Consider the following 14,440-nt stretch of genomic DNA (forward strand, 5'->3'; position numbering starts at 1 on the left):
TTTTTATTAGAGAATAGAGTTCAAATGAGCCAAGAGTTTATGCGCCGCGCATTGGAAGTGTCCAAAAATGCGCTTCCTGAATGTCAACCCAACCCGCCGGTTGGCTGCGTGTTAGTGAGAGACAATCAAATCGTTTCTGAAGGTCATACTCAAGCGATTGGTGGCAATCACGCGGAAGTGGAAGCGCTGAATGCGTATCAAGGCTCGTTAGAATCGGTGACGGCATACGTTACGCTAGAACCGTGTTCGTTTGTTGGTCGCACGCCAGCTTGCGCGGTGACATTAGTCAAATCCGGCATAAGCAAAGTCGTCGTAGCCATATTGGACCCCGACCCACGCAACAGTGGTCGAGGTATCGAGATTCTAAAACAAGCAGGTATAGAGGTAGAAACTGGTTTATGCGGCGAGGAAGTCAGCGAGTTTCTTACCCCTTACCTAGGCAAAGCCTAAGTCAAGCTTTACGTTGCACTACGGTGCCAGTTTATGTAGTGAATGAAGTGCGTCAAAATTGAGTTAAAACTCATTAAAACAAGCGATACCGCTCATTTATTGCACTTGGCTACGTGAAGGATCATGCTGTTAGATTAAAATAGAGAAAGTGACTTTTGAAAAATTTAATAGCATGAAACCGACCGACCTTAATCTTATCCCCATTTTCACTGCCATCTATGAAGAGCGTAACTTGTCTCGAGCGGCGGCGCGCTTAAACATCACCCAGCCTGCGGTGAGTAAAGCGCTAGCAAGGCTACGTGATATCTACGATGATCCATTGTTTCATCGTTGCGTTAAAGGTGTCGAGCCTACCTCGTTTGCGATGGATATTTATCCTGCTCTTCTAGCTTCAGTACAAAATTTCACTTCGACATTATCGGCCTCTAATGAGTTTGACCCTAAAGTGTCGAATAGAGTGTTTTCTATTGCCTGTGTGTCCGTTGCAAGCTTTGAGTTGCTACCTCAAGTCATGAAACAAATCCGTGTGTCGGCGCCAAATGTTGCATTAGAAGTACATCCGCTTTTTACGGAAGATTTTGAAAGTGATCTGAGGTTACAACGATACGATTTGATCATTGATATCACACCAAGAGCAAGAACGGTGCTAAAACTGGAAACTGTACTTACGGAGCGTTTGGTGGTGGTATGTAGCGAAGCGCATCCACGCCTGAATGACGAGATTACGGCTGAACAATTTTTTGAAGAAGAACACGTAGTGGTTTCGCAGTGGCAGAGTCGTAAGAGCTTGTTAAACGCCGATGACATTGTCGACTTGGATAAGAGAAAGATTAAGTATCGAGCCTCAGGCGTACTAGAAATGCTCCCAATTATTTGTGGTAGTGAATACATTGGTTTAATGCCAGAGTCGATGATCAACTTGTTCAATAACACCTATCATGTTAAATCTTTATCAATGCCATTTGATGAACAAATGTATGAGCTTTGCACAATCTGGCATCCTAGTCGCACAAACGACAGCGCCCATCAGTGGTTGCGTTCACAGATTAAGCAAGCAGGAAAAGTCATCAACCAATAGGAAGTGCAATGAAAAAGACAATACGTGCCATCCTTAACGGAAAAAAAGCTGGGAATACAGAGTTAAGAGATGCAATCATGAAAATGAGAGACAAAGGCATCGACGTACAGGTGCGTGTGACGTGGGAATCTCAAGACATGCCGCGGCTAGTGAAAGAAGCGGTTGATGAAGGCATTGAACGTATTGTTGTCGCTGGTGGCGATGGGACCGTCAATGAGGCGGCTTCTGCGATTATTCAAATTGACGAAGAAAAACGCCCTGAGTTAGCCATTATTCCCCTTGGTACCGCCAATGACTTTGCTACCGCTATTCAAGTACCTAATTCCATTAAGGCGTCTTTATCTCTTGCTGTTGAGGGGCAGTCCGCTTTGGTCGATTGCGTCAAAGCGAACGATCGCTGCTTTATTAACGTGGCAACAGCAGGGTTTGGCGCAGAAGTTACAGCAGAAACGCCTGTTGAACTCAAAAACTTTCTTGGCGGCGGAGCTTACACGCTAACTGGTGTTGTAAAAGCACTTGGCTTTAAACCATATGACGGAACAATAACGATTGAAGGTGGTGCGTATCAGGGAGAAATGTTGCTCGGTGCGTTTTGTAATGGGCGCCTTGCTGGAGGTGGGCAAGAGTTAGCTCCAAAAGCGATGATTAATGATGGGCTGATGGATCTAACATTGGTGCGCCCATTTTTACCTCATGAGCTGCCTAAAGTAATCGACGAGATCAATAACCCGAGTGAGAAAGGAGAGTTTGTGAAGTACACAAGAGCAAGCTGGTTGGAGATAGACTTCCCGAATCCATTACCTCTTAATTTAGATGGAGAACCTTATCATTCGAGAACCATTAGATTTGATGTTCAGCCTAAGAGTATACGATTAGTCGTACCGCAAGATTGTCCTTGCTTGACTAGCTAAACGAGCGTTTTCCATGATTATTGCGTAACACAGCCACTAAAATGTGGCTGTGTTATTTGTGTTGAGGTATCAGTCAGCTTCTTAACGTTTTTGAATGGTCTCAACGTCTATCTGCGTAGTTGTCCAATCTGCGTCAACCTCTCCTCGAATCATTACGGTATCTTTTGGTGTCACTTCTTGACCCATCCAATCTTCGTTGTCGATCTCTACTTCGATCTCACCAGTGTTGTCTTTGAACAAGTAAGTCTCGTTACCAAATGATTGAACAATATGCCCGGTTAGCACTACAGCGCTGTCGTCGGTTGCGTTGCGCGCCTCTTTCACCGTATTGATTGCACTGACTTCTGGACCATTAAACGCGGCGAAAACCGAGCTTGAAAGTAGGGCAAGCATGGATGTTAACAATACTCTTTTCATTATCATCTCCTTATATTAGAAGTAATAAGTTGTGCCTACGTTAAAGGATGCAGTGTTCGCGTATCGGTCTAGTTGATATTTTGCGTTTACACCTATGGTGAGCTGCGGGAAAATTCTGTATTCCGCACCCACTGAGAACATTGCGCCTAGCTCGTTGTTTTTCTCCGAGCTATGGAAAAGCGTGTTGCTTATTTCCACATCGTCATTCGCGACAAGCTCATATTCTTGATGTTGAGCAACCTTGGCGTCGTATTGCGTGTAAGTTAAACCCGCTTTGAATTTTGTTGTCCATTTATCACTTAATGCATAGCTAAACACTGGTGCTAGCGAGACTTGTTTGGCTGTGATAGAGGAATCCCAATCCATTTCATGATGGTAATCTTTGCCATCAATTGTCTTGATACCAAGGTTCTTAGAACGGCCGTCATCAAGGTCAAACTGGCTGTAACCCAGTTCCAATGCCCAGTTGTCATTAAATGCGTAACCGACAAAGCCTGAGAAAATACCGTCTTCAAGCTCAGGGTTGAGTGTTACGTTGTCAGTTGAAAAGTGAGGTTCCAAATCATGGTCAGTGGTGCCTAGTCCATATTCCAGACCTACATAAGGAGCCGCAGATACCGAAACTGAGCAGGTAACAAGTAACGCAAGAAGTGTTTTGTTCATTTTATTTTGCCTCTTCAAATCAACTTAGTGAGTAGAAGCGCATTTTGTGTGAAGAAGCGTGAAGCGATCGTGAAGAAACGAAAAAATGTTTAGAAAAAAGAGCAAGGGGCGATAACCGAGGGGCGGTTTGAGTGAACAAACACCAAGCTCTTTATATAGAGTAAGTTAAGTTGCTGCGACGTAACACACCGCAAACGGGACATTAAGGCGAGTAAACTCTTTGATCCAACGCCATTGGTTATCCTGGAGTTTATCGCCAGGGCCTTTCACTTCAATCCACTCGAACTCGTTTTCTTTAAAAGCAATGAGATCCGGCATCCCATTACGGTAAAGCTTAAGGTCGCTCAATTGTATTTTGAACAGCGCCATCAGCATATTGGTTGGGATAGTGTTGAGTGCTGTTTCGAGTAGCTCTTTACTTATTAAGTTCCAATGTACAAATGGATTACTGATGCCAAACTTCTCATCGTATTTTGTCAATAACATCTGGGTGTTGCCCGCTTCTAGTTCGGCAAAAGCGGTGTCTATCAAAGCTTGGCGCTTGGTAACAAAATCCGAGTGATATAAATCTAAAGGACGGTGTTGATAAGCGTTAATGAATGCCCCTTCAATAGGAGCAAAAATCGCATCCCAAAAAGTGAGACCAAGTAATGCATTAAGCAGTGCATTTTCGGCGTAAAATACAGTCCAGCCTAAGGACTCAAAATACGCTTTGCTGGCGAGTTCGACTCTCTGTTGAGATAAATCCAGTTCAAGGCGGTATTCCGTACAGGTTGGCTTCGTCACTCTTGGCACTTTCTCGCCTTGTTTTCGTTTTAACCGTTGCTCAAGTTTTTGTGCAACTTCGAGCTCAGACACATCGATCGGTGAGTTAAGTATATCTGTGACAATGTCACAAAATAAATCATCATGGTTTAATTTGTCATAGATACGTGCGCGTCGTTCTCGGCTCGGTGTGAGTTGAGTTTGGCCAAATAGAGATAGGGCGGTCTCTAGATCATTAAGCCGTTCGTAATCACGTGCTATGTCATTCAACATGTGCTCGCGTTTACGATCTACGTAACGGTGTTTAACGGGCTGAGGCATTGCCTCAATTAATAAGTCGAGATTGGCTTTGTCTTTTCGGTCAAATTGCCAGTACAGGTTGGCCAACTGGCTCAGTTCAATTAAGCGGTCTATTTGCTCACGTGAATCAAAGAAACGGCGCACTTTACTCAATTGATATTGCTCGAACTGATGCAAACCTAAGTCATCAAGCACAAACTGACTTAAGTCTTGATGGGTGTTGGCAAAAAACAGAGTGAGTAACACGTCGATCATATGAGCAGAATTGAGTTTGACGATCGTAAACTCAAGCCGCTCTATACGATCAAATTCCGTATTACTCAAATGTTCGACAAGGGCGTCTTTCTTGAGTGATTTCGGCAGTTCGGGATAAAGCGCGGAGATTTCTGGTTTGGTCAGTAAATTAGCCGCTAACTCTTGATGAGAAAGGGGTGGGGAAAGGGCTACAAACTCATGCTGACTCAATTCTGCCAGTGCTTCATTGATAGAAGGTATTTCTTGATAACTCAGCTTATCACTTCGAAACCAACATCCCTTTCGGCTGTATAAACGCACCAAAAGGCACTGGGCGTGTTTGCTCAAAGAATCAAACGAGCAAAGCCATGCGTGTTCTTCCTTGGTCAGTAAATCGCTGTACCAAGTTATTGCGTGATGAGTCAGCTTGAAGAAGTTCTCTAGATAGTAGTCTGGTGCAAGTTCGATAGGGCTTTCCATAAACGACCGATAACAAAAAAGGCTTAACCCATAGGTTAAGCCTTTTCGCTATCAAATCAATTCGCAATTATGCGTTTTTTAGCTGTGCTACTTTCGCTTCAGACAATGGCTTAGTGATGAACGCTAGTACGATACATACTGCCATCATTGCTGAAGAAATGGTGTAAGCCAAGGTGTAGCCGTCGCCATTTGTCATCGAGAAACCAACAACCGCTGCGCCGATTGCACCACCGATACCCCATGCTGTGTAAAGCACGCCGTAGTTAGTGCCGTAGTTTTTCAGACCGTAGAACTCAGCCGTTAGAGTAGGGAATACCGCTAGAAGTGTGCCGTAACCTACCGCTGCGATTGCTGTACCGATGATCAGTGTAAACTCAGAGTCGAACGTCGCGAACAGCACCATGTTTACGCCTTGTAGAACGAACGCGAGTAGAAGCGTACGAACACCGCCGATTTTATCTGCAAGCATACCCGCGGCAACACGACCGCCAGAGTTAAATACAGCAAGAATAGACGCTAGGTAAACCGCGTTTGGCAAGTTTGCTTGAACGCTTGCGATTGTCGTGATGTTACCAATGATCATTAGACCAACAGAAGCTGCAAACGCGTACATGATCCATAGAGAGTAGAACTGTGGCGTTTTCAACATTGCTTTCCAAGTTAAGTCATCTGACTTTTTCACCGCTTTAGGTGCTTGGCCTTCTTTTACTTTAGGCTCCGCAGGTGTGTAGTCTGCTGGTGGGTTGTTGATGGTTGCTGCAAGAGGAACCGCAATCGCTAGGATACCAACACCAAGAACCATAAAGCTAGTTTGAATGCCCATGCTGTCTATTAGCGCAGAAGTTACTGGCGCAAGGTAAATAGCCGCTAGACCAAAACCTGCCGCAATAATGCCGTTAACCATACCTTTCTTCGAAGCGTGGAACCACTTCATCGCAGAAGGTGATAGGCATGCGTAACCAAAACCGATACCTGCACCTGTGATCACACCGAAGGTAATGTTCAGCATGAGTGGAGTGTCAACAAAGCCAGACGCGATCATGCCCAGACCTGTAAGAACAGTACCTAGGATAAGGATCATTCGAGGGCCCATGCGGTCTTGAAGAATACCTGCAATAAGAAGACAGATAGAGAAAGTGATGGTTGCAGTTGCGTAAGGTGCAGAAGCTTCTGCAGCACTCCAGCCTGATTCAGTTACCAGTGCCTTGTTGAATACACTCCAAGCATACAGGATGCCAAGACAAAGGTTGATACAGAACCCTGCTAACAGGATGCGCATAGCTTTATCAATCTTGCTCATTTTTATTCTCAGTTTTTCCTCTTATTGGCAATGCCGCAAAGAAGGTTGGTTTAAAGATGTTTTTTCTCAAAATTAGTTTGCGTTTTTCAACGTTTAACGCAATGAGCGCGGATTATAACCAATAAATATGTGATTGGAATCTCTTTTTACGGTTACTGATAAAATAATTTGCAACATTAAAAGTGGATGTGAATTCATGGTTTTGTATGTAGTAAGAACGTTGTAAAAAAGTGATATTTTTTGCTCGCTAATAACGAATGATGAGTCAAGACAGTGAGGTTTTACGCTGTTGAGTGCACAGTTCACATTTCAAATAAAAAATTTCAAAATGTTTCCATGTTAACCATCTGTAACAAAAATGGCGAATTTATCATCTAACTGTCGTAAGTATCAGATGCAAAGGGTTTCTTAATTTTTAATTGTTAACCTTTTGTAACAATTGAAGCTGATTAGCTTTTGTGTTCATTAAGTGAGCAAAAAAGTAACTTGTAATTGCTGATTTTAGGCGCAGAATATAGTGAAAAATGAGTTTTCATTTATGAAGGGATGCTTTTTAGATTTGTTGTGAGGTGACTTATGAAACTGTTCCTATTACTCATGGCTTCGGTATCCGCTGGTATCGCATCAGCAGACCACATCCATTCATTTATGTTGGGCTTATCTATTGCTTCTTTAGCGGTAGGTAGCTGTTATTTCTTCGCATTTCGCAGCTCGCGCTTTCCACAGCTTGCTTTATTCCTACTCATTTGCGGTATGCTTTCTAAGTTGACGATAACCGTAGTCGGTGTGATGTGGGGAATGTCCGCGGAATTAATCACGTCTCCAATCGTATTCGCACTTTCATATTTATTCTTTTCGCTTGCTGTTACCTACTTATGGTTTAGCTACAGAGAGAGCATCACTAAGATTCCTGACCGATTTAAGTCAGCGTAAATCAACACATTAGAATAAAAAAAACGCCAGCACATTTGCTGGCGTTTTTAATTAAACGTAATTTTGTTCGGATATTGCTTTTAGTTTGATCGTGGCAATACCGTTAGGCACTCATTGGAACAAGCACCATGGTACCAATAATCACCGTGATAAGGCCTGCTAGAACTGGAACGGATGTGCGTTTTACAACCTCAAACGGGCTGATGTTTGCCATACCTGATGTCGCAACGATTACGCCAGATACTGGTGAGATAGTACGGCCTAGGTTTGATGCTTGAAGCATCGGGATAATTAGGAAAGCAGGGTTTAATCCCATTTTCGCAGCCAAAGATGGTGCTAACTCCACGAACGCATAAAAAGGCGCGTTACCCGAACCCGTTGCAATTGCTGCTGCAACTGTCAATGCAGTTAGAATAAGCATTAAAGCAACGCCGCCTGCACCAGCATTATCTGCTAGATGAAGTAGGTTATCGATAGCACCGATAGACATCAGACCTTGTGCAAAAACCCCTGCGGCAACCAAAAGCATCACAACGCCTTTGAACGCGTCAGCCATGCCTGCGTAGCAAGAATCTAAATCTTCTAGTGATTTTTTACCATCGAACTTATTTACAACATAATGGATCAGAGCTCCAAGGAAAATCGAACCAACCACAATAGTGTAGATGTCTAGACTAAGTCCTGGAATGGTACGACCGTTGAATAGGAAAACGCCGATGATAGGTAGAAATGGAAGAGCTGCATAAAACGCTGGTGCGTCAGCTTTGATCTCTGATACATCAATTTTTTCCATTGGTGTATTTTCTTTCTTATCTAAGTATTTGTTCCAGAAGAACGCTGCCGCTGCCATGACGATGATTGCGCAAATAGAAACAGGCAACACAGTTTGTACCGCAAACACATCAAGCTCTAAACCAGACTTTTCTGCTGCGATAACAACATCACCAGAAGTAGGAGAAAGGATGATTGCCGCTGGAGAGGCACACACTGCAACGGCTGCTGGACGAGAAATGCCCATCGCGACCATCATTGGGAATAATGTCGCCATTAATAGTACGCCAAGGCCTGTTGCAGAACTTACCGCAAGAGACATTAAACACGCCACAATGTAAGCCGCTACCAAAAGGACGTAAGGAGACTTGATGACAGAAAGCGGTTTAGAGAACTGTTTCACTACCACGTTGTTCGCGCCGATATGAGTCATGTATGACGCAAAACCACAAAGCAGCATGATTTGCATACCAAGACCGCCACCGCGGTATTGAAGCATGTATTTCACGTATTCAAGCGCATCTGTCACCATGTTACCAGTTGAGGTGATTTTTGACGGCAGCACGTCGTGCCCCAAAACGCCAGTCATAAGAAGTAAAGCAATACCAGCGGTCAGTAACACGCCCGCAGCTTTATAGCCTTTGACAATAAAGTAACCCACCGCAATGGTAACCACTAAGCCAATTAAGAGCTCTAACATAGGGATCTCCGAATGTTATGTAAAAAAGAAAGAAACTGTTTCAGTTTATGACAAGGAATTTACAGAATTCTTAGCTGTGGCACGAGACAAATATGGGGCTTGCATGATCTGAGACAAATAATAATTTAATAAATAATTTCGTTAGATTGTATTGTTGGAATTTGGTTTTCTAAGTGTTATGTGCTGGTTTGAAGCTATTTATAGGAAGGAAAATATGACTAGGAAAGTGAATGAATAATGAGTGAATTGATTCACAATAGGAAAAAGACTTTACTCAATAAGCAATTATTGGAAAACACTCTTCACAACAAAAAAGCTTCGCCGAAGCGAAGCTAAGTAATCGTAAGAATGAGGATAAACTATGCGTATCGACGAACCATAAGGTTCCAACTACGTTGCTGCCGTTCGAACTCTGCTTTAATTTGCTGGTACTTCATTTTCGTTACAGAACATTCGTATTTCTTTACCACACTGGCAGTTTTGGCACCGAGTACTTCTTTGCGCATCTCGTAGTATTCCTGCATGTGATGAACTAGAGTATCAAACTCGTGCTGCAGCTGATCGAGGATTGTTTGCGTGTTCGGTTTCGATTCTAGCTTTTCTCTTGCTTTCTTCAAAAGTTGACTCGCACGGGCTTTTTCAATTCTAAATGTAGGCGTTGTGCGCAACTTAGATGTGAGTCCTAGCCAAGAACATGACTTTATCAACCACTTCGTTGGGTCGTAATGCCACCAATACACGCCATTGCGATAGTCATTCTCGAAAATATGATGGAAATTATGGTAACCCTCTCCAAATGTGAAAAAGGCGAGTACACCATTATCGCGAGCAGTGTTTTTGTCTGTGAAAGTTTGCTTACCCCAAATATGTGCGAGGGAGTTAATGAAAAAAGTCGTATGGTGACTCATAAAGAGTCGAGCCGCACCAACGACCAATAACATCCCCCAGATATCACCGTAGATCAGTCCGAGCATGACTGGGAAACCAATATTAGTCAGTAGGGCAAGTGGAACATAATACTTATGCTGCCACATGACGATTTTGTCGCGCTTTAGGTCACGGCAGTTTGTATATTCGTTTTCCTTTGACTTATTGTAATCACGTAACATCCACCCAATGTGAGAATACCAAAAACCCCGCTTGGCTGAGTACGGATCTTTATCGTTATTGTCGACATGTTTGTGATGCACACGATGATCAGAAGACCAATGTAATGCACTATTTTGCAAAGAAAATGCTCCTCCAATCGCAAAAATGGCGCGCAAAATAGGATGAGCTTCGTACGTTTTGTGGCTCCAGAGACGATGATAGCCTGCTGTAATAGAAAGGTTAGTGAAACTAAATGCAATCACTCCCCAAATTAGATGTTCCCAACCTAGTCCAAAATGATATGCATACCAAGGCATTACAATAAAAGTCAGAACAAAACTGGCAGAAAATATTAATGTATTCAACCAGATAATAGGTGGTTTGTTTTGAGTCACAGGTGTATCCCTAACTTTGAGCTAACAACTGTTCGCTAGAATATCAGCGTACACATGTAAGTCAAATTAAAGTTAGACAAATGTGACTATTCCTTTGGGTGTAGATTAAGGAACTTGATGGGATATTTTGCTTTTAATTGAATAATGAGTAGTATTAAAAAATGAGCTCTGGCTTAAGGTGTATAAAATCTGCCAAGAAACAAGTGTTATAAAGGTGGAATATACCGAGACTCTATAAAGAAGCAAAAATGTAAGAAAATAGGAATACGTAATGGATTTACGATTAGCGGAATATAAGGACTACGAGCGCATTGCGCATCTTCATGCGGATAGCTGGAAGCGTCATTACCGTGGCATTCTTAGTGATAACTATCTTGAGAAAGAAGCGATTGACGACAAACTACTGATTTGGCAAACCCGTTTGACCAACCCACCATTCAATCAGCACATTGTCTTGGCGGAGGAGGGAGGTTTGCTACTTGGCTTTGTTTGTGTGTTCGGCAACCATGATTTCGAGCGTGGAACCTTTATTGACGCATTGCATGTTGATGACAGTTACCGTGGTCGTGGGATTGGTAAGCAGCTATTACTTGCTGTCGCCGAATGGCAACAGCAGTACTTTAAAGACACAGGTCTTTATTTAGAAGTTGTGTCGCAAAACATTTCTGCGATTGAATTCTATCGCCACATTGGTGGACAAGAGGATCAAGAGCGAACTTGGCGCGCACCTGATGGCAAAGAGGTGTTAGAAAAAGTATTCCGTTGGAAGAACGCCCAGTCATTAGTTAGTGGGATTGAGGAAAACGTGATTTACTCCTAACCTAGCGTTCTGAAACACTAGATAAGAGCAGTCTCAACACTGCTCTTTTTTGTTTATACACCCTAAAGTTATGTTTTTATTAAAAGCTTTCTAGAAGTTAACCCCCATAGCTTTTAGTTCGAGCTCACATTGCTGAGCATTTTCAAACTGAATAGCAGCCATGCCAACCGCTCGGGCACCTTCAACATTGTAAGGCATGTCATCAAGAAATACTGTCTCTTCGGGGTTAAGCTGATACTTTGAAAGTAGAGTTTGGTAGATCTCCGCTTGTGGTTTTAGTAATTGAACTTCAGAAGAGATGATTGCTCCATCAAACAGTGGCCAAAACTCATAAGTAGTACGAAGGTGTTCCACAATTTCGTTGATGTTGTCTGTGAGCGCATATACGCCATATCCGGCTCTTTTTACTCGTTTTAACAGCTCTATACTGCCGTAAAGTAATATTTGAGTGTGTTTTACATAATAAAAGAAGCGGCCCATTTCTTCCGTCGTTACTTGGTGTTCACGTTGATAACGCTGTTTTGCTTCCCTTTCGGAGATCGTCCCTTTATTTAAATCTTTCCAGATTTGTGATGAAAATAGCATCTGAGCCATTTTCTCTGACTCTACGGAACCACCAAATGTTAAGCGAACGATTTCTACTGGAGACCAGCGTACCAATACATTACCTACATCAAAAATGACATTTTTTATCTGGACAGAATTCATAACACATCCCAAGCCAATTGTTCTTCACCACGCTATATGCGGTGAGTACTGTTTTTGAATCGTTGGAAAGTCGTGCCAAAGGCGCGACTTAAGTTTCTTGCACAAAATGAGATTAACATCCAATTGGATACAGAGCGATTATCGCAAAATTGCACTAAACTATATGCAACTTTGTTTATTTGGTTGTAAATCAAGTGTAGCTGTCTTAAAAGATTGAAACTAAAGATAAGTATTGCGAGCTGTTTACGTCATTTCGCGCTGCTTATAAATGATGATTAATATATAATTAGTTAATAATAAAACGATAAAAGTGAATCAAAATCACACTATTGTGCGTCAGGCGGAGTAAGCAAAACAGATTATATGGACTCGATACGTAAGGTTTATCAATATGCAGAACCAAACCTAACTCTCGTTGGCTGGATGGGGTTTCTTGGCTTTCCGCTGTACTACTTTGTCTGGGAGTTTGCCTTTCCACAGGCTTATGAAAATTTACCTCTTAGATTGTTTTGCTCGTTATTGTTTTTCGGCATCATTTTTAGAAACCGCTTATCATCGACTTGGAGAGATTATGTTCCTATTTACTACCAAGTGACGATAACGCTGTGCTTACCGTTTTTCTTTTTTTATATGTTACTGATGAATGACTGGTCCAATGTATGGGTTATGTCGTTTATGTCTGCAATTTTCTTACACATTTTACTGGTTCATGTTACTAGGGTCATGTTTGCTCAAACCTTTGCTGGGATAGGTTTAGCAACATTCTTCGCTTGGGTTGCAAAAGGGTTCCATCTTGACTTGACCATGGATTGGACTCATGTGCCAATCTTTCTGTTTATTTATGTCTTCGGTAATTTGTTCTATTTTCGTAACCAAGTTGAACATGAAGCGAAAGTCTCGCTGGCAAAATCATTCGGGGCAGGGATTGCACATGAAATGCGTAACCCGTTGAGTGGGCTTTGCACTTCAATAGATGTTATCCAGTCGATCTTGCCCAACATGAAAGAGGCAGGAAAAGAGCAGTACGTCATGAGTGTAGAGGATGTCACCTTATTACGTGAAGTGAGTCAGGATGCAATGAACATTATCCAATCGGGTAATGAAACCATCGATTTATTGCTAACTTCGATTGATGAAAATCGAGTTTCTCGTTCTAGCTTCAAAAAATATTCAGTTCACTCGGTCGTTGAACGGGCAATTGAAAGCTTCAGTTATAAACGTGCCACTGATCGATTTGCCATATCGCTGGATGCGAGAAGTGAGTTTGAGTTTCTAGGTAGTGATACATTACTTAAATACGTTATGTATAACCTCTTCAAGAATGCCTTCCATCACCGTAAATCTGAAGATTTTCACATACATGTATCCATGATAAGTTCAGAACGCTTTAATCAAATTGTTGTAACCGATAATGGTGCTGGCATTGCTCCTGATGTTCTACGCAATATCTTTCAAGACTTTTACACCACTGGCAAATCAGGAAGTTATGGTTTGGGTCTACCGTTTTGTAAAAAAGTCATGCGTTCATTTGGGGGGAACATTGAGTGTCAATCTCAGTTAGGGGAGTGGTCTCAATTTACGTTAACTTTCCCACTAACGACATCTGATACCGTTACTGAAATCAAAAACGATCTGACTAAACTCAAAACCATTCTAACGGTGACTAGCCAAGATATCTTGGTGTCTAAAGTAACAGATATTAGCCGTTTTATGGGCTTTGACTCGACGATTTTAGATGCCAACCAAGTACTCAAAAAGAAAGAGTACGAGTTCGAATTCGATCTGATTTTTATCGATCTTGAGAGCTTAGATCCAAGAGCAAACCAATTGGATAGATTAGAATCTCTCTTGTCTTTCACTGAAGCACGCATAGTTTATCTTTTTGAGCATCATCCGACTCAGAGAGCACGTAAGGCTGCATATGAACCTATTTGGATCGAAACGCAAGCCTGGTTATTGAATACTAAACCAACTATTGAGCGTCTCTTATATGATTCAAGCTATGTATCAACACCAACGGCCTCGGTGACGTTAGATAATTCAAATAAGCGCACAATTATGGTCGTGGATGATAATGAATCTTTGCGTAAATTCACGGCAATGTTACTTGAAAAGCAAGGCTTTGAAGTGATTCAGAAAGAAGACGGGCAGCAGGCTCTGGATACACTAGAGCAAGAAGATGTTGATCTCATTCTGATGGATATCGAAATGCCAATTATGGATGGTGTAGAAGCGTCTAGGCGAATTCGAAGCTCGGATAAAAACTATGCGTCGGTACCTATTATTGCGCATACAGGGGATAGTTCACCTGTCACGTTGGACAAAATTGGGTCTTCGGGTATGTCTGACTTCATCGTAAAACCGGCGGATAAAAATCGTTTGTTCGATAAAATCGCAAACTGGATCTAATCATTCGCGACTTGTTT

General features: G+C 42.3%; 13 protein-coding genes. 6 read left to right on the forward strand and 7 right to left on the reverse strand.

The features are described from left to right. Positions 1 to 24: 24 nt before the first annotated feature. From MTF70_RS09295 to yegS, 3 genes are all read left to right on the forward strand, one after another. Entirely contained in the window at positions 25 to 450 is a 426-nt protein-coding gene (locus MTF70_RS09295; protein ID WP_132937209.1) for a bifunctional diaminohydroxyphosphoribosylaminopyrimidine deaminase/5-amino-6-(5-phosphoribosylamino)uracil reductase RibD, read from the forward strand. Positions 451 to 622: 172 nt separating this feature from the next. Then, positions 623 to 1,528 (forward strand): LysR family transcriptional regulator, encoded by a 906-nt coding sequence (locus tag MTF70_RS09300; RefSeq protein WP_165935391.1) that lies wholly within the window; start codon positions 623 to 625, stop codon positions 1,526 to 1,528. Positions 1,529 to 1,536: 8 nt separating this feature from the next. After that, positions 1,537 to 2,439: a lipid kinase YegS gene (yegS, locus tag MTF70_RS09305; RefSeq protein ID WP_053307625.1), complete on the forward strand. Its 903-nt coding sequence runs from the start codon at positions 1,537 to 1,539 to the stop codon at positions 2,437 to 2,439. Positions 2,440 to 2,520: 81 nt separating this feature from the next. Here yegS and MTF70_RS09310 read toward each other — a convergent pair whose 3' ends face one another. The 4 genes from MTF70_RS09310 to MTF70_RS09325 form a co-directional block, all read right to left on the reverse strand. Beyond that, a complete protein-coding gene (locus MTF70_RS09310; protein ID WP_042520734.1) occupies positions 2,521 to 2,856 on the reverse strand; it encodes a NirD/YgiW/YdeI family stress tolerance protein in 336 nt (111 codons plus the stop codon). Between the two features lie 15 nt (positions 2,857 to 2,871). After that, on the reverse strand, positions 2,872 to 3,519 hold the full coding sequence (locus tag MTF70_RS09315; RefSeq protein WP_042520735.1) for an AcfA family outer membrane beta-barrel protein: 648 nt from the start codon (positions 3,517 to 3,519) through the stop codon (positions 2,872 to 2,874). A gap of 165 nt (positions 3,520 to 3,684) precedes the next feature. Next, entirely contained in the window at positions 3,685 to 5,298 is a 1,614-nt protein-coding gene (locus MTF70_RS09320) for a VRR-NUC domain-containing protein (protein ID WP_205461054.1), read from the reverse strand. 67 nt (positions 5,299 to 5,365) lie between these two features. Beyond that, positions 5,366 to 6,598: an OFA family MFS transporter gene (locus MTF70_RS09325; RefSeq protein ID WP_017635352.1), complete on the reverse strand. Its 1,233-nt coding sequence runs from the start codon at positions 6,596 to 6,598 to the stop codon at positions 5,366 to 5,368. A gap of 576 nt (positions 6,599 to 7,174) precedes the next feature. On the opposite strand from MTF70_RS09325, the gene MTF70_RS09330 reads away from it, so the two are divergent. Beyond that, positions 7,175 to 7,531 carry a hypothetical protein gene (locus MTF70_RS09330; RefSeq protein ID WP_005376535.1) on the forward strand — a complete coding sequence of 119 codons (357 nt, stop codon included), beginning with the start codon at positions 7,175 to 7,177 and terminating at the stop codon, positions 7,529 to 7,531. A gap of 103 nt (positions 7,532 to 7,634) precedes the next feature. On the opposite strand, the gene dcuC is transcribed toward MTF70_RS09330, so the two are convergent. Then, entirely contained in the window at positions 7,635 to 9,002 is a 1,368-nt protein-coding gene (dcuC, locus tag MTF70_RS09335; protein WP_005376528.1) for an anaerobic C4-dicarboxylate transporter DcuC, read from the reverse strand. Positions 9,003 to 9,361: 359 nt separating this feature from the next. After that, on the reverse strand, positions 9,362 to 10,486 hold the full coding sequence (locus MTF70_RS09340; RefSeq protein ID WP_115386608.1) for a fatty acid desaturase: 1,125 nt from the start codon (positions 10,484 to 10,486) through the stop codon (positions 9,362 to 9,364). Between the two features lie 271 nt (positions 10,487 to 10,757). Between MTF70_RS09340 and MTF70_RS09345 the strand changes: the two genes are divergently transcribed. Next, positions 10,758 to 11,306, forward strand: a complete 549-nt coding sequence (locus tag MTF70_RS09345; protein WP_005376525.1) for a GNAT family N-acetyltransferase — start codon at positions 10,758 to 10,760, stop codon at positions 11,304 to 11,306. Positions 11,307 to 11,396: 90 nt separating this feature from the next. Here MTF70_RS09345 and MTF70_RS09350 read toward each other — a convergent pair whose 3' ends face one another. Further along, positions 11,397 to 12,014 (reverse strand): HAD family phosphatase, encoded by a 618-nt coding sequence (locus tag MTF70_RS09350; protein ID WP_025767847.1) that lies wholly within the window; start codon positions 12,012 to 12,014, stop codon positions 11,397 to 11,399. 363 nt (positions 12,015 to 12,377) lie between these two features. Between MTF70_RS09350 and MTF70_RS09355 the strand changes: the two genes are divergently transcribed. Further along, positions 12,378 to 14,423: a hybrid sensor histidine kinase/response regulator gene (locus tag MTF70_RS09355; RefSeq protein WP_025767846.1), complete on the forward strand. Its 2,046-nt coding sequence runs from the start codon at positions 12,378 to 12,380 to the stop codon at positions 14,421 to 14,423. Positions 14,424 to 14,440: the final 17 nt, after the last annotated feature.

The organism is Vibrio sp. 2CM40D (assembly GCF_023161825.1).
GTDB lineage: Bacteria > Pseudomonadota > Gammaproteobacteria > Enterobacterales > Vibrionaceae > Vibrio > Vibrio alginolyticus.

What these genes read in the sequence shown, in the direction of transcription:
- MTF70_RS09350 (WP_025767847.1), bottom strand. Translation starts at nt 12,014, where the DNA reads ATGAATTCTGTCCAGATAAAAAATGTCATTTTTGATGTAGGTAATGTA.
- MTF70_RS09295 (WP_132937209.1), top strand. Translation starts at nt 25, where the DNA reads ATGAGCCAAGAGTTTATGCGCCGCGCATTGGAAGTGTCCAAAAATGCG.
- MTF70_RS09310 (WP_042520734.1), bottom strand. Translation starts at nt 2,856, where the DNA reads ATGAAAAGAGTATTGTTAACATCCATGCTTGCCCTACTTTCAAGCTCG.
- MTF70_RS09315 (WP_042520735.1), bottom strand. Translation starts at nt 3,519, where the DNA reads ATGAACAAAACACTTCTTGCGTTACTTGTTACCTGCTCAGTTTCGGTA.
- MTF70_RS09345 (WP_005376525.1), top strand. Translation starts at nt 10,758, where the DNA reads ATGGATTTACGATTAGCGGAATATAAGGACTACGAGCGCATTGCGCAT.
- MTF70_RS09320 (WP_205461054.1), bottom strand. Translation starts at nt 5,298, where the DNA reads ATGGAAAGCCCTATCGAACTTGCACCAGACTACTATCTAGAGAACTTC.
- yegS (WP_053307625.1), top strand. Translation starts at nt 1,537, where the DNA reads ATGAAAAAGACAATACGTGCCATCCTTAACGGAAAAAAAGCTGGGAAT.
- MTF70_RS09355 (WP_025767846.1), top strand. Translation starts at nt 12,378, where the DNA reads ATGGACTCGATACGTAAGGTTTATCAATATGCAGAACCAAACCTAACT.
- MTF70_RS09325 (WP_017635352.1), bottom strand. Translation starts at nt 6,598, where the DNA reads ATGAGCAAGATTGATAAAGCTATGCGCATCCTGTTAGCAGGGTTCTGT.
- MTF70_RS09330 (WP_005376535.1), top strand. Translation starts at nt 7,175, where the DNA reads ATGAAACTGTTCCTATTACTCATGGCTTCGGTATCCGCTGGTATCGCA.
- MTF70_RS09300 (WP_165935391.1), top strand. Translation starts at nt 623, where the DNA reads ATGAAACCGACCGACCTTAATCTTATCCCCATTTTCACTGCCATCTAT.
- dcuC (WP_005376528.1), bottom strand. Translation starts at nt 9,002, where the DNA reads ATGTTAGAGCTCTTAATTGGCTTAGTGGTTACCATTGCGGTGGGTTAC.